Origin of the sequence: Rhodococcus sp. WB9 (assembly GCF_007558985.1) — a bacterium.
Classification (GTDB): Bacteria; Actinomycetota; Actinomycetes; order Mycobacteriales; family Mycobacteriaceae; genus Rhodococcus_F; species Rhodococcus_F opacus.
This window is the reverse complement of sequence record NZ_CP041769.1, coordinates 566,872-590,024: the sequence shown is the minus strand read 5'-3', so window position 1 is coordinate 590,024 and position 23,153 is coordinate 566,872. Positions and strand designations below refer to the sequence as shown.

At 68.6% G+C, this 23,153-nt stretch carries 23 protein-coding genes and 1 tRNA gene; 14 read left to right on the top strand and 10 right to left on the bottom strand.

The window, feature by feature from the left end:
- Positions 1–33: 33 nt before the first annotated feature.
- The 4 genes from FND50_RS02855 to FND50_RS02840 are packed head-to-tail and all read left to right on the top strand — an operon-like array spanning position 34 to position 2,465.
- Positions 34–300, top strand: coding sequence for a helix-turn-helix transcriptional regulator (locus FND50_RS02855; protein ID WP_241769442.1), 267 nt, complete (start codon positions 34–36; stop codon positions 298–300).
- Positions 300–1,283 (top strand): TIGR03086 family metal-binding protein, encoded by a 984-nt coding sequence (locus tag FND50_RS02850; protein ID WP_144284692.1) that lies wholly within the window; start codon positions 300–302, stop codon positions 1,281–1,283. Before FND50_RS02855 ends, FND50_RS02850 begins: the two co-directional genes overlap by 1 nt.
- 24 nt (positions 1,284–1,307) lie before the next feature.
- Positions 1,308–2,099, top strand: a complete 792-nt coding sequence (locus tag FND50_RS02845; protein ID WP_144284691.1) for a VOC family protein — start codon at positions 1,308–1,310, stop codon at positions 2,097–2,099.
- A 3-nt stretch (positions 2,100–2,102) separates the two neighbouring features.
- Complete coding sequence (locus FND50_RS02840) at positions 2,103–2,465, top strand: TfoX/Sxy family protein (protein ID WP_144284690.1); 363 nt, start codon at positions 2,103–2,105, stop codon at positions 2,463–2,465.
- Positions 2,466–2,519: 54 nt separating this feature from the next.
- Here the strand turns inward: FND50_RS02840 and FND50_RS02835 are convergent.
- Positions 2,520–2,607, bottom strand: a tRNA-Ser gene (locus tag FND50_RS02835).
- A 42-nt stretch (positions 2,608–2,649) separates the two neighbouring features.
- Positions 2,650–3,132 (bottom strand): MarR family winged helix-turn-helix transcriptional regulator, encoded by a 483-nt coding sequence (locus tag FND50_RS02830; RefSeq protein ID WP_005248780.1) that lies wholly within the window; start codon positions 3,130–3,132, stop codon positions 2,650–2,652.
- Positions 3,133–3,253: 121 nt separating this feature from the next.
- On the opposite strand from FND50_RS02830, the gene FND50_RS02825 reads away from it, so the two are divergent.
- Positions 3,254–4,249 carry an NAD(P)H-quinone oxidoreductase gene (locus FND50_RS02825; protein WP_005253262.1) on the top strand — a complete coding sequence of 332 codons (996 nt, stop codon included), beginning with the start codon at positions 3,254–3,256 and terminating at the stop codon, positions 4,247–4,249.
- 82 nt (positions 4,250–4,331) lie between these two features.
- Here FND50_RS02825 and FND50_RS02820 read toward each other — a convergent pair whose 3' ends face one another.
- On the bottom strand, positions 4,332–5,534 hold the full coding sequence (locus tag FND50_RS02820; protein ID WP_005253261.1) for a cysteine desulfurase-like protein: 1,203 nt from the start codon (positions 5,532–5,534) through the stop codon (positions 4,332–4,334).
- 133 nt (positions 5,535–5,667) lie between these two features.
- Here FND50_RS02820 and FND50_RS02815 point away from each other — a divergent pair, with 133 nt between their 5' ends.
- From FND50_RS02815 to FND50_RS02790, 6 genes are all read left to right on the top strand, one after another.
- Positions 5,668–6,252: a bacterial proteasome activator family protein gene (locus tag FND50_RS02815; protein WP_007298364.1), complete on the top strand. Its 585-nt coding sequence runs from the start codon at positions 5,668–5,670 to the stop codon at positions 6,250–6,252.
- Positions 6,253–6,300: 48 nt separating this feature from the next.
- Complete coding sequence (locus FND50_RS02810) at positions 6,301–7,173, top strand: ABC transporter permease (RefSeq protein ID WP_144284689.1); 873 nt, start codon at positions 6,301–6,303, stop codon at positions 7,171–7,173.
- Between the two features lie 12 nt (positions 7,174–7,185).
- Positions 7,186–8,082, top strand: coding sequence for an ABC transporter ATP-binding protein (locus FND50_RS02805; RefSeq protein WP_005571489.1), 897 nt, complete (start codon positions 7,186–7,188; stop codon positions 8,080–8,082).
- Positions 8,079–8,990, top strand: a complete 912-nt coding sequence (locus FND50_RS02800; protein WP_005571491.1) for a glycosyltransferase — start codon at positions 8,079–8,081, stop codon at positions 8,988–8,990. The genes FND50_RS02805 and FND50_RS02800 overlap by 4 nt, the downstream gene beginning before the upstream one ends.
- A 157-nt stretch (positions 8,991–9,147) precedes the next feature.
- Positions 9,148–10,230, top strand: a complete 1,083-nt coding sequence (gene rsgA, locus FND50_RS02795) for a ribosome small subunit-dependent GTPase A (protein WP_144284688.1) — start codon at positions 9,148–9,150, stop codon at positions 10,228–10,230.
- Positions 10,231–10,296: 66 nt separating this feature from the next.
- Positions 10,297–11,172, top strand: a complete 876-nt coding sequence (locus FND50_RS02790) for a class I SAM-dependent methyltransferase (protein WP_007298359.1) — start codon at positions 10,297–10,299, stop codon at positions 11,170–11,172.
- Here FND50_RS02790 and FND50_RS02785 read toward each other — a convergent pair.
- The 3 genes from FND50_RS02785 to FND50_RS02775 form a co-directional block, all read right to left on the bottom strand.
- A complete protein-coding gene (locus tag FND50_RS02785) occupies positions 11,144–12,667 on the bottom strand; it encodes a glycosyltransferase family 39 protein (protein WP_144284687.1) in 1,524 nt (507 codons plus the stop codon). The two genes, FND50_RS02790 and FND50_RS02785, sit on opposite strands and share 29 nt — an antisense overlap.
- Positions 12,664–14,553: a glycosyltransferase gene (locus FND50_RS02780; protein WP_144284686.1), complete on the bottom strand. Its 1,890-nt coding sequence runs from the start codon at positions 14,551–14,553 to the stop codon at positions 12,664–12,666. The genes FND50_RS02785 and FND50_RS02780 overlap by 4 nt, the downstream gene beginning before the upstream one ends.
- A gap of 81 nt (positions 14,554–14,634) precedes the next feature.
- Positions 14,635–15,438, bottom strand: a complete 804-nt coding sequence (locus FND50_RS02775; protein WP_144284685.1) for a glycosyltransferase — start codon at positions 15,436–15,438, stop codon at positions 14,635–14,637.
- An 82-nt stretch (positions 15,439–15,520) separates the two neighbouring features.
- Between FND50_RS02775 and FND50_RS02770 the strand changes: the two genes are divergently transcribed.
- Positions 15,521–17,704 (top strand): YfhO family protein, encoded by a 2,184-nt coding sequence (locus FND50_RS02770; protein ID WP_144288957.1) that lies wholly within the window; start codon positions 15,521–15,523, stop codon positions 17,702–17,704.
- Here FND50_RS02770 and FND50_RS02765 read toward each other — a convergent pair.
- On the bottom strand, positions 17,676–18,527 hold the full coding sequence (locus FND50_RS02765) for an SGNH/GDSL hydrolase family protein (RefSeq protein ID WP_144284684.1): 852 nt from the start codon (positions 18,525–18,527) through the stop codon (positions 17,676–17,678). The two genes, FND50_RS02770 and FND50_RS02765, sit on opposite strands and share 29 nt — an antisense overlap.
- Before the next feature lie 61 nt (positions 18,528–18,588).
- Positions 18,589–19,212: a helix-turn-helix domain-containing protein gene (locus FND50_RS02760; RefSeq protein WP_144284683.1), complete on the bottom strand. Its 624-nt coding sequence runs from the start codon at positions 19,210–19,212 to the stop codon at positions 18,589–18,591.
- Positions 19,213–19,298: 86 nt separating this feature from the next.
- On the opposite strand from FND50_RS02760, the gene FND50_RS02755 reads away from it, so the two are divergent.
- The gene (locus FND50_RS02755) at positions 19,299–20,255 is read left to right on the top strand and encodes an NAD(P)/FAD-dependent oxidoreductase (protein WP_144284682.1); all 957 of its coding nucleotides are present in this window, start codon (positions 19,299–19,301) and stop codon (positions 20,253–20,255) included.
- Here the strand turns inward: FND50_RS02755 and FND50_RS02750 are convergent.
- Together FND50_RS02750 and FND50_RS02745 are read right to left on the bottom strand one after the other, a co-directional pair.
- Entirely contained in the window at positions 20,245–21,210 is a 966-nt protein-coding gene (locus tag FND50_RS02750) for a Gfo/Idh/MocA family protein (RefSeq protein ID WP_144284681.1), read from the bottom strand. The genes FND50_RS02755 and FND50_RS02750 overlap by 11 nt on opposite strands.
- Positions 21,210–22,310, bottom strand: coding sequence for a DegT/DnrJ/EryC1/StrS aminotransferase family protein (locus tag FND50_RS02745; RefSeq protein WP_144284680.1), 1,101 nt, complete (start codon positions 22,308–22,310; stop codon positions 21,210–21,212). The genes FND50_RS02750 and FND50_RS02745 overlap by 1 nt, the downstream gene beginning before the upstream one ends.
- Positions 22,311–22,414: 104 nt before the next feature.
- Between FND50_RS02745 and FND50_RS02740 the strand changes: the two genes are divergently transcribed.
- Positions 22,415–23,134 carry a DapH/DapD/GlmU-related protein gene (locus FND50_RS02740; protein WP_144284679.1) on the top strand — a complete coding sequence of 240 codons (720 nt, stop codon included), beginning with the start codon at positions 22,415–22,417 and terminating at the stop codon, positions 23,132–23,134.
- The last annotated feature ends 19 nt before the right edge of the window (positions 23,135–23,153 follow it).

Below are 23,153 nucleotides of genomic sequence, written 5' to 3'. Positions count from 1 at the left end.
GAAGTCGCAGCTGAGCCCACCCGGAGACGCCTCATGCAACTGCTGACATCAGGTGAACAGACCGTCAACAACCTCGCCGCACACTTCCCCGCGAGCCGGTCGGCGATCTCGCAACATCTCCGGGTGCTCACCGAGGCCGGGCTGGTCACTGCGCGTAAGGACGGACGCTTCAGGTACTACCGGCTCGACCCGCAGGGACTCGTTCAACTCCGGACGTTGTTCGACTCCTTCTGGATCGACGAACTCGACCGCCTCGTCGCGGACGCCACCGAGGAAGCAGCTTCCAAAGGAGACAGCTGATGCCATTCGACAAGACCGTCGTCGTCCCGCTGGACCCGGACGCCACGTTCGACCTCGTCACCCGACCGGAACGATTGCGGCGATGGCAGACCGTCGCGGCACGCGTCGACCTGCAAGCCGGCGGCGAGTACCGGTGGACCGTCGTCCCCGGACATTCCGCCGCGGGCACGTTCAGCGAGATCGTCCCCGGCAAGCGGGTGGTATACACGTGGGGATGGGAAGGTGACGACGAACTCCCCCCGGGCTCGTCCACCGTGACCGTGACTCTGACCCCCACCGCCGGCGGAACCGAGGTGCGACTCGTGCACGACGGGCTCACCGACGAACAGGCCGTCCGCCACGCGGAGGGCTGGAACCACTACCTCGACCGTCTCGTCGCCGCCGCCCAGAAGAGTGACGCCGGACCCGACGACTGGGCGGCCGTACCGGATCCACTCGACGAACTGTCCAGTGCCGAGGCAACATTGGCGGTCGTGCAGCGTGTCCTTCGCGACGTCACGGACGAGGACATGTCCAAGCAGACGGCGTGCACCGAGTTCACCGTCTCGCAGCTCGCCGATCATCTCGTCGGTTCGATCACGGCCCTCGGTGGCGCCGCGGGCGCGACGTTCGACGACGACCCGGGAAAACCCGTCGAGGCCAGAATTGCCGACCTCGCCCAACCCGCACTGGAGGCGTGGCGCACTCGCAGCCTGGACGGCACGGTGACGATCGGGACGAACAACCCTCCCGCCACCGTCGCCGCGGGGATTCTCTCGATCGAATTCCTCGTTCACGCCTGGGATTTCGCGGCAGCGACCGGAGGTGAGGTTGCCGTATCCGAGCCTCTCGCCGAATACGTGCTGTCGCTGACACACAAGATCATCACACCCGAAGGCAGGAAGGCCGTCGGGTTCGACGAGCCCGTACCCGCCCCGCACACCAGCGACGCGATCACCCGGCTCATCGCCTACACCGGCCGCCACCCCGTCCCGGCCGTCTGACACCTCACACGGAAAGGTCCAGTCATGCCCATCAAGTCGGAATACGCCCAGGGAACACCGGACTGGGTAGACCTCCAAACCAGCGATCAGGACGCCGCCAAGGAGTTCTATGCGGAACTGCTCGGCTGGGAGTACGACGACCGGCCGATGCCCGAAGGCCCCGTCTACTCGATGGCCACCGTGCGCGGCGAGAACGTCGCCGCCATTGCGCCTCTACAACCCGACGCGGCCGCGGCCGGGGCGCCGGCGAACTGGAACACCTACATCGCAGTCGACGACGTCGACGCGACGCTCGCGAAAGTCCCCGGCGCAGGCGGCCAGGTTCTGATGCCGGCGTTCGACGTGGGGGAAGCGGGCCGCATGTCCTTCGTCACCGACCCCACCGGGGCGGCCGTCGGATTGTGGCAGGCGAACAAGCACATCGGCGCCACCCTCGTCGGCGACCCGGGCGCCTGCCTGTGGAACGAACTGAACACCGGCGACGTCGACACGGCGCTCGCGTTCTACAACAGCGTCTTCGGGATCACCTCGTCGAAGATGTCGATGGGACCGGAATACACCTACACGCTGTTGGAGGTGGGCGACGACCAGGTCGGCGGCTGCGGTGAGCCGATGAAACCCGACACACCGAACCACTGGCGGGTGTACTTCGCCGTCGAGGACGTCGACGCCAGCGCCGCGAAGGCCGTCGAACTCGGCGGCACGATCGTCGAAGAAGCGATGGACATCCCCACCGTCGGCCGCATGGCTGCCGTCACCGACCCGCAGGGCGCGATCTTCAGCATCATGACGCCCGAGGAACGTCAGGATCAGTAGACCGTGAAGATGCCCACACCCTCCGAGGAGGACAAACAGTTCTTCCGGTCGCTGATCCCCGACACCCCCGGCGTCGAGGTGAAGCCGATGTTCGGCAACCTGGGTGCGTTCGTCAACGGGAACATGTTCGCCGGACTCCTCGGACCGAAAGTCGGGGTCCGGCTGCTCACCGAGCAGGCAAGGGACGAGCTGGCGTCGTCCGACGGCGCAGGCCCGTTCGGTCCGGGCGAAAAGCCGATGCGCGAGTACCTGGCCCTGCCCGACCGGTGGCGCGGCAGCCCGGACCGCGCCACACCGTGGGTGGAACGGGCGCTCGCCGAGATCGGCGCACTGCCGCCGAAGCAGCCGAAACCCCGGAAGAAGTAGCGGTACGACAGCAGCCCTGACCTGGAGGGAAACCAGATCAGGGCTGCCGGTCGTTGGCGGAAGCGGAGGGATTTGAACCCCCGGTCGCTTTCACGACGCTCGCTTTCAAGGCGAGTGCATTCGGCCGCTCTGCCACGCTTCCGTGGGCGATCTTATCGGTACGGAGGCGCCGGCGGGCAACCGGTCAGCGGTCGCCGATGGCCTTGTCGACGCGTTCGAACACCTCGGCGAGAACCTTCAGCTGAGACTTGGTGAGCAGATCGACGAGGTTGCTGCGCACCCCGGCCACATGGGTGGGGGCCGCTTCGGCCAGCCGGGCGCGACCTTCGTCGGTGATGACGGCGAGCACCCCGCGGCCGTCCTCGAGGCAGGTGTCGCGGGTGACCATGCCCTGCGCTTCCATCCGCCGGATCTGGTGGGTGAGGCGGCTGCGGGAGGAGAGGACGCCGTCCGCGAGGTCGCTCATGCGCAGCGAACCGTCCGGCGACTCGGACAGCAGCACCAGAATGCGGTAATCCGCGAGGGACAGATCGTGTTTCTCCTGCAGATCCCGGTTGAGGACGTCCATCAGCCGCTGGTTGCCGTCCATGTACCCGCGCCAGGCGCGCATCTCGGCCGGGGTCAACCAATTGGTCGCGGCTTCGGCGTCGGAGGTTTCTGCTGTCACAGGTTCACAGTCTAGTAGTGCGACATTACTTTCCAGTAGCGTGCGGTCCCCGGAACGCCGAGGGAACGCTGTGATCGCTCACATCCACCGGGCGCCGACGCATTTCGCTAGCGTCGTCCCCATGTATGCGATCACGATCGACCAACCGGGCGGCCCAGAAGTCATGAAGTGGGCGGAGCAGCCCGACCCGGAACTTCCACCCGGTCACGTCCTCCTCGACGTGGCCGCGACGGCCGTCAACCGCGCCGACCTGTTGCAGCGTCAGGGGTTCTATCCCCCGCCGCCCGGAGCCAGCGACGTCCTCGGGCTCGAATGTTCCGGCACGATCGCCGAACTCGGCGAGGGAGTGTCGGGGTGGTCCGTCGGCGACCAGGTGTGCGCACTGCTGGCCGGCGGCGGATACGCGGAGAAGGTGGCCGTCCCCGCGTCGCAGCTTCTCCCGCTGCCCGAAGGGGTGGACCTGCTCGTCGCCGCGTCACTGCCGGAGGTCGCGTGCACGGTGTGGTCGAACGTCGTGATGGGCGCCGGGCTGTCCCGCGGCGACGTGCTGCTGGTGCACGGCGGTGGCGGCGGCATCGGCACGCACGCCATCCAGGTGGGCGTCGCGCTGGGTGCCCGCGTGGCCGTCACCGCCGGCTCCGAGGAGAAGCTGGCGCGCTGCCGCGAACTCGGCGCCGACATCCTCGTCAACTACCGCGAGGCCGATTTCGTCGACGAGATCCGCAAGGCGACCGACGGACACGGCGCCGATGTGATCCTCGACAACATGGGCGGCTCGTACCTCGACCGCAACGTCGACGTGCTCGCCGCCGACGGCCGGCTCGTCGTCATCGGCATGCAGGGTGGCCGCAAGGGCGAACTGGACCTCGGCAAATTGCTGTCCAAGCGCGGCCACGTGACGGCGGCCGGACTGCGGGGGCGGGCCGAGACGGGACACGAGGGCAAGGCCGACATCGTCGCCGACGTCCGCAAGCGGCTGTGGCCGCTGATCGCGGAGGGCGCGGTGCATCCCATCGTCTCGGCCGAACTGCCCATCACCGAGGCGCCGCGCGGGCACGAACTGCTGGACTCGGCGGACACCGTCGGAAAGGTGATCCTGACGATCCCGCGGAACTGACGGCGAAGTGCGTCGCCCGATGTGACATTCGTCCACTCGATCGGAACGAATGTCATATCGGGCGCAGCAGGACGGCGGCGGATCAGCCCAGGGTGGCGAGCTCGTTCACGAGCTGGTCGATCTCGTAGCGGGTGGTGTACGGCGCGAGACCGATGGTGACGGCGCCGCCCTCGTCGTTGACGCCGAGCGCGTCGAGCAGCCGGGAACCGCCGTGGACACCGCTGACGGTGGCGATGCGCTTGTCGGCGAGATGCGACGCCACCTTGTCGGCCGAGACTCCGGCGACGGTGAAGCTGAGCGTCGGAACCCGGCTGGGCGAGCGCCCGATGACCATCACCTGCGGTAGCCGCTTCAGCGACGACATGAGGTGGTCGAACAGGGTGTCCTGGTAGTTCTGCAGCGAGCTGATGGACGCCTCGAGCTTCTCGCGCCGGGAACCGGTGGCCGATTCGTCGAGGTTCGCGAGGAAGTCGATGGACGTGGTGAGGCCGGCGAGGAGCGCGAACTGGTGCACCCCGACCTCGAGACGTTCGACACCCCGCGCATACGGGTTGAGCGACACGGCGGGGATGCGGTCGAGGAGGGTGGGGTCGCGGAAGACGAGTGCCCCGACCTGCGGCCCGCCCCAGGAGGTGGCGCCGACGGCGACGACGTCCGCTCCGAGTTCGTTGATGTCGACGTGCGCGTAAGGGGCGGCGCCGATCGCGTCGACGACCATCAGTCCCCCGACTTCGTGGACGCGGTCCGAGGCGACACGGACGTCGGGCGCCGAGCCGACGATCGGGGATGCGGCGGTGAGTGCGACGAGACGCGTCGTGGTGGTGATGAGGTCCTGGAACTGCCAGCTGGGGAGTTCGCACGTCTCGATCTCGACCTCCGCCCACCGCACCTGGGCGCCGTAGCGGCTGGCGACTCTGAGCCAGGGGGCGACGTTCGCTTCCTCGTCGAGGCGGGAGAGCACCAGCCCGGTTCCGAGGCCGAGTCGCGTGCTCAGCGACTCCGCCAGCCAGGCGAGGAGAACGGATCGGTCGGGTCCGAGCACGACCCCGGCGGGATCGCCTCCGACCAGGTCGGCGACGGCTGCTCGGGCCGCATCGAGTACCGCCGCACTGCGCCGGCTGGACACATGTCGCCCGGTCGACGAAGAGGCAGACGCCCGGAAGGCCGTGGAGACAGTGCGCGACACCGCGTCCGGAATCTGCATGCCGGCCTGCGGATCGAGATGGATCCAACCGTCGCCGAGTGAGGGGATGAGTCCCCGAACGCGGGCAACGTCGTAAGCCATGCCCGACACTCTAAGACCCCAAGTCAATACGGTCGAAGCCAGCCATCGATTGTTGTGGAGTGCAACAAAGGTGGAATGGGCCCAAATCGGACGCACCTTCGCACTGCCGGGCGGGAACAGCCAAGATGGAGGCATGACGAACTCGGAGAATGAACACGTCGTCGTGATCGGCCCCGACGGTCAGCCCATGGCCATCCCCGTCGCCGAGGCCGCGAGCAAGCCCGAGGGCTCCGACGCCGCCGCGGACGCGAACGGGAACGGCACGGAGTCGGTGGCCGACATGGTGGAGCAGCCGGCCAAGGTCATGCGCATCGGCACGATGATCAAACAGCTCCTCGAGGAAGTGCGCGCCGCACCGCTCGACGACGCCAGCCGCAACCGGTTGAAGGAGATCCACAAGTCGTCGATCCACGAGCTCGAGCAGGGCCTCGCCCCCGAGCTGCGCGACGAGCTCGAACGCCTCACCCTGCCCTTCACCGACGACACCGTCCCCACCGACGCCGAACTCCGCATCGCGCAGGCACAGCTGGTGGGGTGGCTCGAAGGACTGTTCCACGGCATCCAGACGGCCCTGTTCGCCCAGCAGATGGCGGCCCGCTCCCAGCTCGAACAGATGCGTCAGGGAGCCCTTCCTCCGGGCATCAGCATGGGCAACCCACATGGGGCGCACAATCACGATCCGGGGTCGCAGTCGAGCGGTACCGGCCAGTACCTGTAGCAACGGGCGAAACAGCATGGAACTCGACTCCCGGTAGGCTCGGTGCCCGTGTCAGCATCCGCTATCGAAACCGAGGCCACAGGCGGCCCGCTCCCGACGTCCGACTCGCAGACCTTCCGTCGCGCGTTCAAGGACCTCAGGGACGGCTTCGCTCAGCGCGAGCTGTGGCTGAGCCTCGGCTGGCAGGACATCAAGCAGCGCTACCGCCGGTCGGTGATCGGCCCGTTCTGGATCACGATCGCGACCGGCGTGCAGGCCGCGGCGATGGGCATCCTGTACTCCGCCCTGCTCGACATCCCGCTGGACGAGTTCCTGCCGTATGTCACCGTGGGTCTGATCGTCTGGAACCTGATCAGCGCGAGCATCCTCGAGGGATCCGAGGTGTTCATCGCCAACGAGGGACTGATCAAACAGTTGCCGTCGGCGCTGAGCGTCCACGTCTACCGGCTGGTGTGGCGGCAACTGCTGCTGTTCGCCCACAACCTCGTGATCTACGTGGTCATGCTGTTCGCGTTCGGGGTGTGGCGCCACCTGACCTGGATGTCGCTGGCCGCGATCCCGGCGATCGCGCTGATCGTCGTCAATGCGGCGTGGGTGTCGATCATGTTCGGCATCTTCTCCACCCGGTACCGGGACATCGCGCCGATCCTCGGCAGCATGACACTGCTGCTGTTCGTGCTGACTCCGATCATGTGGACGACGCAGAGTCTCGAGGCGCAGGGCGGGCAGGCCGCCGAGCGCGTCAAGCTCGCCGAGTTGAACCCGCTGTTCCACTACCTCGACATCGTGCGCGCGCCGATGATCGGTCAGGATCAGCAGGCGTACCACTGGTACATCGTGCTGGCCATCACCGTCGTCGGGTGGACCGCCGCCATCCTCGCGCTTCGCAAGTACCGGGCCCGTGTGCCCTACTGGGTTTAGGGGTCAGAAGTAATGACAGAGCATGTGAGTATCGAGACGCGGGACGCCTGCGTCGACTTCCCGATCTTCGACGCCAAGTCCCGGTCGCTGAAGAAGGCGTTCCTCGGCAAGGCCGGCGGGTCGATCGGGCGCAACAACTCGGATGTCGTGGTGGTCGAGGCCCTGCGCGACATCAACCTGTCGCTGAAGGAAGGCGACCGGATCGGCCTGGTCGGCCACAACGGCGCCGGCAAGTCGACGCTGTTGCGGTTGCTGTCCGGCATCTACGAACCCACCCGCGGCAGCGCGAGCATCCGCGGCCGCGTGGCCCCGGTCTTCGACCTCGGTGTGGGCATGGACCCCGAGATCTCCGGGTACGAGAACATCATCATCCGCGGGCTGTTCCTCGGACAGACCCGCAAGCAGATGCTCGCGAAGATGGATGAGATCGCCGAGTTCACCGAGCTTGGCGAGTACCTGTCGATGCCGCTGCGCACGTACTCCACCGGTATGCGCGTGCGCGTCGCGATGGGTGTGGTCACCAGCATCGACCCGGAGATCCTGCTGCTCGACGAGGGCATCGGTGCCGTCGACGCGGAGTTCATGAAGAAGGCGCGCGTGCGTCTGCAGGCGCTGGTGGAGCGGTCCGGCATCCTGGTGTTCGCCAGCCACTCCAACGAGTTCCTCGCCCAACTCTGCGACAGGGCCATGTGGATCGACCACGGTCAGATCCGTCAGCAGGGCGGCATCGAGGACGTCGTCCGCGCGTACGAGGGTGACGACGCCGCCGACCACGTCCGCCACGTCATCTACGAGATGGACCGGGAGAAGTCCGGGCTCACCGCTTCGGCCGAACGGGACGCCCGTAGCGACAGATCGAACGAGCGTCCCGTTCGTACGGCCGCGGAAGCCGAGGCGGAGTCCGCGTGAGCGCTGCTGCCGAGCGGATCGTCGGTGTCGTCGTCACCCACAAGCGCCGCGCACTGCTGGCGGAATCGCTGAAGGTCCTCGGCTCGCAGACGCGTCCGCTGGACCACCTGGTGGTCGTGGACAACGCCGCCGAGGACGACGTGCGTGAGCTCGTCGAATCGTCCGGGATTCCCGTCAGCTACCTCGGTTCGCAGCACAATCTGGGCGGGGCGGGCGGCTTCGCGCTGGGGATCCTGTACGCCCTCTCGCTCGGCGCCGACTGGGTGTGGCTCGCCGACGACGACGGACGGCCCGAGGGACCGAAGGTCCTGGAGACGCTGCTCGACTGCGCGCAGCGGCACGGGCTGGCCGAGGTCTCCCCGGTGGTCTGCGACATCGACGACCCCGACCGTCTCGCGTTCCCGCTGCGCCGCGGTGTGGAGTGGCGACGGCTGCGTTCCGAACTGTTCGCGGACGGCGACGACTCGGCCGACCTGCTGCCGGGCATCGCGTCGCTGTTCAACGGCGCCCTGTTCCGCGCGTCGGCGATCGACACGGTCGGCGTTCCCGACCTGCGTCTGTTCGTCCGCGGCGACGAGGTGGAGGTGCATCGCAGGCTGGTGCGGTCGGGGCTGCCGTTCGGTACCTGCCTGCAGACGGCGTACGTGCACCCGAACGGCGCGGAGGAGTTCAAGCCGATCCTCGGTGGCCGCATGCACACGCAGTACCCGGACAACGAGACGAAACGCTTCTTCACCTACCGCAACCGGGGTTATCTGCTGTCCCAGCCGGGCATGCGGAAGCTGCTGCCGCAGGAATGGGTGCGGTTCGGGTGGTACTTCCTCGTCACGAGGCGTGATCCACAGGGTCTGCGGGAGTGGATGCGGTTGCGGAAGCTGGGCCGTCAGGAGCGGTTCGAGCGCCCGTAATTCGGTTGCGCCCGGGTTCCGCCGGGTGGGAGCATCGTGAGGTTCCGGTCTGAGAATCTCGATGTGTCGCGAAGGAGTGAGTGTCCGATGACTGTCTCGTCGGCCGACGCCGTGTGCGTCCACTCCCCCTTCCCCCTCGCCTGACCGAACCCGCGCAGTGGTCCGGTCGGCGCTCATCGACCCGAGGATCACACCCACCATGTTCGACCCTGGACAACTCCTGCCCTACGGCTGGAACGACACACTTTCCGACACCTTCGACAACTACCCGGCCGACGGTCCCGAGCCCGGTCGGGTGATCCGCGTGGACCGCGGTCGCTGCGACGTCGCGACGCCCGCGGGCATCGTCCGCGCGCTCGCAGGCGAGCACACTCTCTGCACCGGCGACTGGGTGACGCTCCATCGTCACGGCGACGAGCTCGCCGTCGCCGACCTGCTCCCGCGGCGCAGTGCGATCGTCCGGGCGTCCGCGTCCGGCCGGTCGGAGGGCCAGCTCCTCGCGGCCAACGTCGACACGGTGGTGATCGCCGCCGGACTCGACACCGCCCTCGATCTCGGACGCATCGAACGCCTGCTGGCCCTGGTGTGGGAGAGCGGCGCCCAGCCGGTGGTCGCGCTCACCAAATCCGATACCGTGCAGGATGTTTCCCTCGCGACCGCAGAGGTGGCAGCGGTGGCGCCGGGTGCGACGGTGCTCGCGGTGAGCGCCGACACGGGCGACGGCATCGACGTCCTCACCGCCGTGATCGACGGGACGGTCGCGCTCATCGGACCGTCCGGCGCGGGCAAGTCGACGCTCGCGAACGCGTTGCTCGGCGAAGACGTGCTCGCGACCGGACGTGTCCGCGAGGGCGACCACAAGGGGCGGCACACGACCGCGCACCGTGAACTCCTGCCGCTGCCCTCCGGGGGCGCCCTGATCGACACGCCGGGACTGCGGGGTGTCGGCATGTGGGACGCCGCCGACGGCATCGACAAGACGTTTCCCGAGATAGAGGAACTCGCGGCGCGGTGCCGGTTCGCGGACTGCTCGCACGGGACGGAACCCGGCTGCGCGGTGCTCGACGCGGTGGAGCGCGGCGCACTGCCCGAGCGCAGGCTTGCCAGCTACCGCAAGCTGATTCGGGAGAACGGCTGGATCGCGTCACGCACCGATGCGAGGCTCCGGGCCGAGCGTGAACGCGAGTGGAAGAGCATCGCCCGCCGGCAACGTCAGATGTACCGCAGTCGCGGTCACTGACACGGGCGCCCGACCCGCATCCCGGTTCGAGCGGTGAGCCGGGATGCGGACTGGCAACATGGGTATATGTTCGATCTTCGGAGAAAGGCCCGTCTCAAGCTTCAACGTGCCATGTCCGAGGTGGTGGCCGAATCGGATCGGCGGTCCCGCGAACTCACCGAGAACCAGCACGACCAGACCCTGGCCGAGCTGAGCGCGACCAACCAGGAACTCGCGCGGGTGCTGTCCGAGCTGTCCGATGCCCGCATGGAGATCTCCGACGTCCAGCAGCGGCTCGGCGAACTCGAGCAGCAGGCCCGCCGCGACATCACGCAGGCGCTGGACGTGCGGGCCACGAACGAGGCCGCGGCGTTCGTGCTCGAGCACATGCCGAAGGCGCCCGTGTTCTGGAATCCGCAGGACACACTGCGCTACGGACTGTCGCAGGTGGAGGTCGAGGGGCTGGCCCTCGAGTTCGGGGTGGCGTCGGGCACCACGCTCCGGATCATCGTCGAACAGTTGAAGGACGCCGAGCACGAGGTGTTCGGGTTCGACGTGTTCTCCGGTCTGCCGCAGACCTGGCGCACCGGATTCCCGGCCGGGGAGTTCGCGCAGCAGAAACTGCCGCACGTGCGGGGCGCGCAGCTGGTGCCCGGACTGTTCGAGGACACGCTGGCGGGCTTCCTCGAGGAACACCCGGGACCGGTGTCGTTCGTGCATCTCGACGCCGACCTGTACTCGTCCACGAAGTCGGTGCTCGACCGGCTCGAACGGCGGCTGGTCGCGGGCACGGTGATCGTGTTCGACGAGTTCTTCAACTTCCCGGGCTGGCAGGAGCACGAGTACCGGGCCTGGACGGAGTTCGTCGACCGCACCGGCGTCCGCTTCGAGTACCTGAGCTACACCGCGAACCACGAGCAGGTGGTCGTGCGGATCACCGCACCAGCTTCACCCCCTGCGTGACGTTGAACGTCGCGCGTTCGTCGATCCGCAGTCCGGACCGCGCGAGAGCGGCGAACGCCTCGGTGTCCTCGAAGTGGTACGGCGGCAGCGTCCACACCTCGTTGGACGTGTGCCGGATGATGCGCTCGGTGTCGCGTTCGTAGTCGGTGAAGAACCAGACCACGGAGCACGAGTCGAGCGCGCCCGCGAGGTCAGGGACCGCGAGTTCGTCGTCCCACAGCGACCCCCGGCTCGCGGCCGTGGTCCCGAGCCCGATGTCGCGGGTGCCGTCGAAGGCCTCCGGCCGCACGTTCTTCACGAGCCGCAGCGACGTGGGGTTCCAGGCCGGCTTGTCGAACAGCACGCAGTCGCCGGGGCGGAGGTGTTCCCCGGCGAAACCGTTGACGGTGCTGAAGTCCATGCCGCTGGGTTTCGCCCACTGCTCGCGCTGTTCGAGGTAGCTCGGCGATGCGGCCACCGCGAACACCGCGATCACCGCGGCGGACTGCCACCACTTCCGGGTGAGGGCGGCCAGGCAGAGTCCGCCGACGAGGGCCACCGCGGGCGTCGTGAATGTGAAGTACCGCGGGAGATACACCGGGCTGCGCAGGAGCGAATACGCGAGCAGCGTCGCCATCGGCACCGCGATCCACGGCAACGCGACGGACAGCACCGGGGGCAGCCGGTGACCGCGCACCAGCGCCACCGACCCGGCCACCACCAGCACGGCGAACAGCACCGCGAACCACGGTGCGCCGACGAACCACTGGTACTCGGCGACGGCCCGGGGCAGGTGCCCGTCGAGCGGCGGGATCCACGCCACTTGGACCGATTCCCGGCGCACCAGTGCCACGAACGGCGCCGCGACCACCGCCCCCGCGGCCGTGCCCGACGTCCAACCGAGCCAGGACCGCCGGGTCTCGCGCAGCAGCAGGATCGTCAGCAGGTGCGCGGGAACGAGGGTGATCAGGTAGACGAACAACACGATCGACACCGCCAGGCCGGCGGCGTAAAGCGCCCACAGCCACCAGCGCCGGAACCTCAGTGCCGCAAGGAGAATCACGGTCAGCCAGACCGCGGCCGCCGCCGTGGCCGCGTACCCGCGCGCCTCCGCGGCCGCCCACGTGACACTGGGCAGGATCACGAACAGGATCCCGGACAGCACCGCCACCCGCCTGGTCGAGATCAGCGCACCGAGCACCACCACGCCTGCGCCCGCCGCGCCAGTGGCCAGGGCGCTCGGGAACCGCGCCGAGAACTCGGAGGCACCGAACGCCGCGAACCAGTAGTGCATCCCGACGTAGTACAGCCCGTGCACGGCATCGATGTGGCCGAGCAGATTCGACAGGTCGGGCCGGGATCGCTGACTCGAGTACAGCGTCGCGACCTCGTCGTACCAGAACGACGGACGCCAACTCCACGCCGCGCCGAGCACCACACCGACAGCGAAGACGAAAAACGAATCCCGGAGCAGCCCGCGCACATCGCGGGCCCGCAACGGTCCGGCCGATGTCACTGACCGTAGAGGCGAGCCCAGTTCTCCCGGCTGGTGAGCTGCGGCAACGCGTCCCGGTACTGGCGCTGCGTGGACGCCGCATCGTCGCGGAACCGTTTCATCAGCTTCGCGGTCCGGGCCGTGAGCTCCCGGGCCGTCTCCTTGTCGCGGCGGCGCACCCGCACCCCGGACTGGGAGGCGTCGGTGATGACGGCGGTGTCGAACAGCGACACGTGCCACCAGTGCGCCTCCGCCACAGGGATACTCGCGACACCGTGCTGGGTGCGGCCGAGCCACTGGTTCGCGGCCCGCTTGGCGAGGACGAGGTCGAGCTTGCTCTTGTCCGGCTCGAAACCGGCGTACCGGGTGACGAGGTCGGAGTTGCGGACCCCGGGAATGTTCGACGCGGGGTGTTTGACGGTTTCGGGGAACCGCTTGCGCTCCTCGCGGATCGACGCCAACACGGCCTGACCGCCGTCCTCGAGCACCGTCGGGCCCTCGAGGAAGTCCTCGATCCCGCGAATCATGGTGTACGCCAACCCGTACTGCATCGACACGAGGTACTGGGTGATCTCCCGCGTCATCATCTTGCTCAGCGACTTGGCGTCGAAGTCACTGTGCAGCGCGGCGGCGATCAGCGAGTTGCGGATGCTGAAGTACTTGGCCCAGTCGTCGCGGTCCTTCCAGTGGAAGTCCGCGTGCCACACACCGGCGTTGGGCAGGGTGACCGTGACGAATCCGGCGGCGCGGGCGCGGATGCCGTACTCGATGTCGTCCCACTGGAAGAACATCGGCAGCGGGAGCCCGATCTGCGCGACCACCTCGGCGGGGATCAGACACGACCACCACGCGTTGTAGCCGGCGTCGACGCGCTTGTGCTGCTTCTTCTTGATCAGGTTGATGTCGTGCCGCGACCCGGCCGCCCAGCGGCCCGCCTTCAGCTTCGACAGGTCCGCTTCCTCTGCGCTGACGTGCAGGTGTTCCGGGTTCATCAGGTACAGCATCTGCGCGCCGACGAGCGTCGGCTCGGTGGTGACGTTGGCGAATGCGTTCATCCGCAGGATCGACTCCGGCTCGCACAGGATGTCGTCGTCCATCAGGATCAGGTTGGCGTGCTCGTTGATGCCCGAGACCTCGTACATGCCGCGGGTGAATCCGCCGGCCCCGCCGAGGTTCGGCTGGCGCAGGTAGACGAGCTTGTCGCCCAGGATCTCGGCGACCTCGATGAACTTCTCCCGGTCCGACACGTGGTCGCTGCCCTGGTCGACCACGTACACGGCGTCGATGCCGGACGCCATCGTCGAGTCGTTCGCGATGGCGGCGACGGTCTCCGCGCAGTCGTCGGCGCGGTTGAACGTGCAGATCGCGATCGCGGCGGGCCGGATCACCGACGGCGCGGCGACAGTCCACTCCAGTTCGCTCACCGCGAGGGGGCCGTCGACGGCGGTGAACTCCACCCACAGGGAGCCGCCGTCGAGGTAGGCGTCCAGCTTCGCCGACAGCGTCGCCGTGCCCGAGCCGTCGATCTCCGTCGTCGCGAGGATGCGCGAATTTCCGCCCGAATCGGAGCCGCGCAGCGCCACCACGGCCCGTCCGCCGGCCTCGTGGTGGAACCCGACGGTCACGTCGGTGACCGTGGTCCAGCGCTGGTAGTAGCTGGCCGCGAACCGGCCGAAGTAGGTGTCGGTGTCGACCGTCGCACCCTTCTCGAGGTGCACGACGTGGCGCTCGCGGTGGGCACGGCCCTTGACGATCCTGGCGTACAGGTCGTCCTTGACCCGGGTGGTCGGTCCCGTGAAGAGACCTCGCGCCACCACGAGGCGGTCGGGTGCGCGATGCTCGGTGAGAGCACTCCGTACCGCGGCCGTGCTCCCGTCCACAGGTGCTACCGACGCAGACTCGTTCATAGTGCTCCTACTGTTCCCCGCGAGAGGTGGGCTGGACCGCGCCACGGCGACGGCACGATCCTCTTCTCGGTTCGCAGGGTATCAACCTCGCGACCCGCTCCCCGACCGTGCGAGGCGACCTCCGTCCCGGTGACGGGCCCGCAGCCGGAACAGCCCCACCCCCATCGCGAGCACATCTGCCCTGGATATGCGGGTTTCGTGGCTGTCGTGGTCGTCGCTCAGACGCACCGGGACCTCGATCGGCACGATGCCCGCCCGCTCCGCGAGGTAGACGAGTTCGGTGGTGAACAGGAATCCGGGTTCGACGAGGTCGGGAACCAGTCCCCGCATCAGGTCGCCGTCCATCAGGACGGTGCCCTGAGGGTCGCCGGTGCGCATCCCGAGGACCACCCGACGCAGCGTCGCGAAACCCCACGTCAGGGTGCCCCGGAGGGCGCCGCGCCGCACCTGCGAGTCGGGGTGGGCCTTGGAACCGATCACGACTTCGGGCAGCCGGCCGTCGTGGCCGGCGGCGAGTTTCTCGGCGCCGTCGAGGTCGTCGAACCCGAACGGCAGGTCGTCGGCGGTCAGCAGCACGTGCGCGCCGCGACTCGCCTCCGCTCCGGTCCGCAACGCGTTGCCCATGCCCTTCTCGCTCCGCAGGACGGTGAGCGACACACGTCCGGGCGTCCAGTCCGCGGCGAGGCGGGTGCAGATGTCCACGGTGTCGTCGGTGGATCCGTTCTCCACGACGATGATCTCGACGTCGTGGCCGGCCAGTCGTTCGGCGACCCGGTGGACGGTCTGCTCGATGACGGCGGCGGAATTGTAGGCCGGGACGACGACCGACAGCGCCTTCGGCGCACGTGCGCCTTTCTGGTCGTGGGAACAACCGAAAAGGCGCACGGGCGCAGCCTAACTCGTAGGCTCGGAGTCCGTGGCACCCTCCGCGTCCGTGTCTTCGACGTTCACCCGATCGATACACCGCATGCCCGAGTGGATGGTGGCACTGGCGGTCGCGGTGGCTGCCGCAGCCGTCGCGACGATTCCGCGGATCGTGTACGACCGCTTCTACTACGGCGGCGACATGCTGGAATCGTTCGTGCCGTCCTGGCACCGGATCGGCACGGAACTCCTGGCCGGGCGGTGGCTCACCGTCAATCCCGACGCCTGGATCGGCGGAAACTACGCGGGCGAGGCCGCGTACGGTCTGTACAACCCGGTCAACCTGGCCAACTACGTCCTGGCCGCGAAGTTCGAGAACCTGTCCGTCGCGGCGTTCGTGATCATGGCCGAGTTCCTTGCGCTGCTCGCCCTCGCGACGTATCTGCTGTGCCGCGAATACGGCGCCCGCCGCGGTCCCGCGATCCTCGCCGGACTGACCATTCCGTTCAGCGGTTTCACCCTGTTCTACGAGGCGGCGGGCTGGCCGTCCGGGATGATGGCCGTCGCGTGGGTGACGCTGTTCTGGTGGTCGGCGCTCCGCCTCTCCCGCGGTCGCACGAACCCGCTGGTCACCTTCGTGATCGGTGCGCTTACGGTCAGCATGGGCAACCCGTACGCCGCGCTCGGCGCCGTCGTCGTACTCCTCGGCATCGGGATCGGCCTGCTGGTCGAGCGGCAGTTCTTCCGGTTGCTCGTGCTCGTCGTCACCGGCGCGTGCGCGGGCACCGCCGCGCTGGTGACGTACCTGCCGCTGTTCCTCAGTGTCGACGTCACCACCCGCGCCGGCAGCACCGGCATCTTCAACGACACGTTCCTGCAACCGCAGATCGGCGGCCTCGCGGGAATGAGCAGCCCGTCGTATCTCCCCGTGATCATGACGTTCGGGGGTCCCGTCGAGGTGATCCCGTCGCTGTACCTCGCGTGGTTCGTGCTGCCACTGCTGCCGTGGCTTCCGTGGGGACGGATCCGCGCACTGTTCGCGTCCGCGGAGTTCCGTCGCGCGCACGGGCGACCACTGATCAGCCTGGCCGTGATCGCGGTCGTCTACTTCCTCTTCACGTTCGGACCGTCGAACGTCGGGATGTTCCGGTGGCCGATCCGGCTCGTCGAATACCTTTACCTGTGCGTGGTGATCGGCCTGGCGCTCGCGCTGTCGCTGGGGATCGCGCGCGACCGGGTGCGTCACCGGGCGACGGCGTCGGCGGTGCTGATCGCGCTGGGCTTCTACCTGGCGTTCTCGTCCTCGCCCGCCCTGACGCTGCGGCACACGCTGTTCGCGCTGCTCGTCGCGGCGCTGTGCGTGCTCGCGTACACCGGCTGGCGCACGCGGGGGCCGAATGCTCTCGTCGCCGCCCTCGTCCTGGGCACCGTGGTGGTGGCCGCCGCGCAGGTCTGGTCCCTGACCCGCGACGTCGAGCGCGGCAGCCGCGTCGACCCGGCGAGTACATCGGTGCTGTCCGAGCAGACGGACCGCTACCTGGGCACCGTGCTGCAACTCGCCGACCTGGGCGACACGTCCCACGAGGACGTCACCGCCGGCCGGATCCTGTTCGGCAACGAAATCATGGCGTCGTCCGTCGAGGGCAGCATCAACGCCTACACCGGTATCGGGTTCACCGAGTTCCAGGAAGCCCTGTGCATGGACTACCGCGGCGCCGTCTGCCCCGGGGTGTACGGGGCGCTCTGGCAGCCGGTGAACGCGGACATCCCGATCCCGCTGATCGACTACCTCCGGGTGTCGACGCTCGTCGTGGAGCACGGGCTCGTGCCCGAGGTCGCGACGACACCGCCCCCACCCGGCTGGCACGTCACCGAACGCAGCGACTCCCGGACGGTGTTGCAGCGGGACCGGCCGCTGCCCCTGCCCGGACGCGTGGCGTTCGCGTCCGACGGCGTCCGGGTCCTCTCGTCCGACACGAGCGCGGCGACGGAAACCGTGCGGGTGGCGGGCAGCGGCGGCACCGTCTGGTTCGCGCGCCTCGCGTGGCCCGGCTACTCGGCCACCGTCGACGGCGAACCGGTGGACGCGACCGCCGGATGGCACGGTCTGCTCGAGGTGCCGGTTCCGCCGGGTGACCACGATCTGGTCGTGTCGTTCCGGCCGCCGCGGCAGAACCTGTCCGTAGCGGCATTCGGCGCCGCGACGGTCGTGGTGCTGATCTTGTCCGTCGTCGATGCGGTGGTGCGCCGGCGCAGGCTCAGCGCGGCGACCACTCGGACGACGTGAACGCCGACACCTCGCTGGAGCCGGATCCCGCGACCGCCGCGGACGACAACGCGTCGGCGATCAGCTGGTGCCCGATCTGGTTCGGGTGGTCGCCGTCGTCGGCCAGCAGTCCGGTGGGGTCGCCGTCGCCCCACGTCCCCTTGAACGTGCTGAACAGGTCGACGTACGTGGCGCCCTCCGCGCCCGCGACCTCCGAGATGACGTCGTTGGCGCGCAACGTCAGCACGGCGCTGTCCCGGAGGAACTGCGGGCCGAACAACTCGCGGGCCACGTCGCCGTCCGGGAAGACGTCCCAGTACCCGGTGACCAGCACCGCGGTCGGCTGACCGGCTCGCAGTTCGGCGATGCGGTCGAGCACGGACGTCAGCGTGGTCTGCAGCTGCGGGAGGACGGGTTGGAAGCAGCCGAGCCCGTCGTCGCCACCGCAGTCGCCGTCCAGGTAGTCGTCGAGTTCGGCGTAGAAGTCGTTGGCGCCGATCGTGACGGTGACGACGTCGGCGTCGCGGACGGCGTCGGCGTCGTATTCGCCGGGATCGAGGGAGTCGAGCAGGTCGGTGCTGGTCCAGCCCCCGACACCCAGGTTGGCCACCTGGACGGGCAGCGCGTCGTCGCCGGACAGCTGATCGCCGAACAGTTCCACGAACGGCGTGCAGCCGGGGCATCCGTCACCGGCCGGGATCGAATCCCCCAGGCCCACGAGAGTCGTACCTGCGGGCGGCGATTGTGGCTGCGGTTGCGCGACGGGCGGTGCCACCGTCGTGGAACAGCCGGCGAGGAGCGGAATCAGGACCGCTACGGGAACACCCAGAATCCAGCGTCGCACGGGGCCTCTCCATCACGTCCTGCGCCTCGGAGGGAGCGCTCGTCACCGGTCCGGACGAATTCTACCGACGGTCGCGCTCGACTGCCGTTCCCCGCGGGACCGTGCGGACGTGCGCCCGCTCGCCCTGGGGACCGAACAGGCTGAGGATCTCCGCCGGTTGCGGTCCGGGGTTGCCGAACCAGTGCGGGACGTGGGTGTCGAACTCCGCGACCTCCCCCGGCGTCAGGATCACGTCGTGTTCGCCGAGCAGCAGTCGCAGCCGGCCGGACAGGACGTACAACCATTCGTAGCCCTCGTGGACCTGCAGGTTCGGGACGCCGTTCGGGTCACCCGGCGGGATCACGTGCTTGAACGCCTGAATCCCGCCGGGCCTGCGCGTCAGCGGGATGATCGTCGAGCCGTTCCGCTCGAGGGGCCGCAGATGGACGCGGGGGTCGCCCGTGGCGGGTGCGTCGACGAGTTCGTCCAGGGGCAGCTGGTGGGCGCGGGCCAGTAGGAGCATCAGCTCGAGGGTGGGTTTCCGCTGGCCGGACTCGAGCCGCGACAGGGTGCTCACCGAGATCCCGGTGGATTCGGAGAGCTGGGCGAGGGTCGCGCCGCGCTGCTGACGGAGTGCTTTCAGCCGCGGTCCCACGGCGTCGAGGACGCCGTCCAGATCGGATACGTCGTCGTTCACACCCACCATGTTGCCACAGCGGCAAACTTGCTTGCCAGTTTTGCGGCCTCCACGGACAGTGGACGTCACGAGGTCGACGAACGAAGGAGAACGCGATGGAAGACAGTTACGACGTAGTGGTGGTCGGTGGCGGCGCGGCCGGACTCGGCGGGGCACTGGCCCTGTCGCGGGCACGCCGCTCGGTGCTCGTGATCGACGCGGGCGCCCCGCGCAACGCACCGGCCGGGCACATTCACAACTATCTCGGCCGAGAGGGCACCCCTCCCGGCGAACTACTGGCCATCGGACGCGAGGAGGTCGCCGGGTACGGCGGCGAGATCGTCACCGGCACCGTCACGTCCGCCGACAAGGTCGATGACGGACAGTTCCGGGTGACGCTCGCCGACGGCGCGACCGTGTGGGCGCGGAGACTGCTCGTGACCACCGGCCTCGTGGACGTGCTCCCCGACATCCCCGGGGTGGCCGAGCGATGGGGACGCGACGTCCTGCACTGCCCGTACTGCCACGGCTGGGAGGTCCGAGACCAGCCGATCGGCGTCCTCGCCGGCGGTCCGCTGGCGGTGCACCAAGCGCTGATGTGGCGGCAGTGGACCGAGAACGTGACGCTGTTCCTGAACGACGCGGACGAACCCACCGGCGAGGAGTACGAGCAGCTCGCCGCACGCGGCATCGCCGTGATCGACGGCGGGGTGGCCGGGCTCGAGGTGCAAGGCGACCGGCTGACCGGTGTCCGGCTGCGCGCGGGTCAGGTCTTCCCCCTCACCGCCGTGGTGGCCCCGCCCCTGTTCAGGGCCCGCGCCGAGTTCCTCACGAGCCTCGGCTTGGACACCACCGAGATGGAGATGGCCGGCCACGTGATCGGCACCGCCGTCGCCTCCGACGCGACCGGCGCCACCGCGGTTCCGGGGGTGTGGGTGGCAGGCAACGTCGCAGACCCGAAGGCGCAGGTGATCGTCGCCGCCGGAGCCGGCTCGAGTGCCGCGGCAGCGATCAACGCCGATCTCATCGCGGAAGACACCCGCCTCGCGGTCGCCGGAGCGCTCAGCCGGTAGCCGACACCGTCGCCTCGTGGACCACGCGATGCGCGGGCAGGATCGAGTCGCGCTCCGCATCGGCATCCCCCTCGCCGCCGATCAGCCCGACGTAATGCGCGAGCTGGGCGGCGAGGGGTTCGTCGCTGTAGCGGAGGGTGGGGATCTCGATCACCGTCTGCTGCTTGTAACCGTCGCGGTCGGCGGGCAGGTCGTCGTCGATGTGCCGGTAGATGGTGATGTCGCGGCGCAGGAGGTCGATCTCGATCAGGCGGTCCGGCTCCAGCAGCGACAGCTGCCGGACCTTCCGCTGACTCACCCGGCTGGCCGAGATGGTGGCCACCGCACCGGATTCGAAACGCAGCACCGCCTCCGCACAGTCCTCGGCCTCGTTGCGCCGCGAACTGTCGTGGAAGTACCCGAACTCGGCCTTCACACCGACGGGCGGTGATCCGACGAAATCGATCGCGAGGTCGACGTCGTGGATCAGCAGGTCGGTCGCGACGCCGGTGGGGATTCGGGAGACGAACGGCGAGTGCCGGATTCCGTTGACCTGCCACACGTCACCGGCGAATTCGCGGGCCGTCCGGACCGCCGGGTTGAATCGCTCGAGCAGGCCGCACATCAGCGGGACACCCGTCGCGGCGGCACGTTTCACCAGATCCGTGCTCTCCTCGTACGTTGCGGCGAGCGGCTTTTCGACGAGCACCGGCTTGCCGAGGTCGAGGACGCGGCCCGCCAACTCGTAGTGGGCGGGTGTCGCCGCCGCGACGACGGCGGCGTCGATGCCGTCCAGTTCGTCGAAATCCGCAGCCCATGCGGTGTCGAACCGCGCGGCGACCTCCCGCCCGTGTTCCCCCCGCGGTTCCACGAGCAGGGCGAGGTCACACAGCGAGGACTGCGCGAGCACGCGGGCGTGCAGCGAACCCATCCTGCCGGATCCGATGAGCGCGATCCGCGGTCGCGTGGACGTCATCACGCCTCCATCGCCTCGCGCACCGCGGCGACGATCCGGTCGACGTCGTCGGTGGAGAGCGCGGCGTGGACGGGGATGCTCAGGCACCGGCGAGCCACGGACGTCGCGACCGGCGTGGGCGAGATGATCACCCGGGGATGCTCGCGGTAGCAGTCGTAGTCGTAGACGGTTCTCGGGTAGTAGACACCGCTGCCGACTCCCCGATCTCCCAGACGCTGCGCGAGGGTGTCGCGGTCGATCGGCGCATCGGGTGCGAGGATCACGGTGAACTGGTGCCACACGTGTCCGCGGCCCGCGAGTTCCGAAGGCAGAACGAGACCTTCGACGTCCTTCAGACCGGTCCGCAGCGCCTCGGCGTTGCGCCGGCGCGACTCCACCTGCTGCAGATAGGAACCCAGCTGCGGCAACCCGAGACTGGCCTGCAGATCCGTCATCCGGAAGTTCTGGCCCGCCATCTCGTACTCGTAGCGGCGACGCATGCCCTGATTCCGCAGCACCCGCAACCGGTCCGCCACCGCGTCGTCGTCCGTCGTGACCATGCCGCCCTCGGCGGTGGTGAGATTCTTGGTGGCGTAGAACGAGAAGCAGCCGAGCCCGAAACTGCCCGCACCCTTGCCGTCGAACGTGGCGCCGTGCGCCTGCGCGGCGTCCTCGACGACGACGAGTCCCCGGGTCTCGGCCAGCGGCATCAGCGCACCCATGTCCGCGGTCTGCCCGTACAGATGCACCGGCATCAGCACCCGGGTGCGCTCGTTCACGCACTGCGACACGATGTCGGCGTCGAGTGCGAAATCGGTCTCCCCGATGTCCGCGAACCGGGCCGTCGCGCCGGAGTCGAGAATCGCGTTGAGCGTGGCCACGAACGTGAACGGGGTGGTGAGCACCTCGTCGCCCGGTTGGAGATCCAGCACCCGCAGCGCCGCGATCAGCGCGGTGGTGCCGCTGTTGACGGCCACGGCGTGCCGGGTGCCGACGAGTTCGGCGAACCCCTCCTCGAACCTCGCGACCTTCGGTCCCTGCGCGACCATCCCTGATCGCAGGGTGTCGAGAACCTCGCGTTCGACGTCCTCTCCGAAAGAGATACTCGAGATCGCGATCACGGTTCCTCCGATAGATTGACGTGCGTTCACACCGTCTTCACAGATTGCACCCTCTTGAAGGTTCCCACGGTCTGCACGGCTCCTGGAAGGAATCGCCAACTTTCATGACCATCGGTGAAAACTGCGAGATCCACCCGACCGTCGTGATAGGCGACGGCGTCACGATCGGGGACCGGGTGAGCATCGGACCGTATGCCGTCCTCACCGGCCCGCTCGACATCGGCGACGACTGCTGGATCGGCGCCCACGCGACGCTCGGGGCGCCGCCGGAGTGGATAGGAAAGACGCATCCCCGCACGTGGACGGAGATCAGTCCGCATCAAGGGGTCGTGATCGGCGCGGGCACCGTGATCCGGGAGATGAGCGCCGTCCAGCAGGGGGCCGAGCGGCCGACGACCATCGGGCGCGGCGGATTCGTCATGAACCACACGTCCGTCGAGCACGACGTCCGGATCGGCGACGACTGTGTCCTCTCGCCGTCCAGCACCCTCGGCGGTCACGTGACTCTCGGCGACGGCGTCAACCTCGGTATGAGCGCGGTGGTGCATCAGCGGCGGGTGATCGGTGCGCGGGCGATGGTCGGAATGGGATCGGTCGTCGCCAAGGACATTCCGCCGTTCGCCACGGTGTTCGGCAACCCCGCCACCCTGCGCGGCACCAACCGGGTGGGCATGAGCCGCGCCGGGATCGCGGACCGGGACATCGCGGCGGTGGCGAAGGCGTATGCCTCGGGGCGGCTCGACACCGACGCGGAACTCCCGAACTCGCTCGCCGACGTGTTCGCCTGGTGGCGGGAGCTGGCGGTGAAACCGCTCGTTTCCTGATCCGGCGCCCTCCGATTGC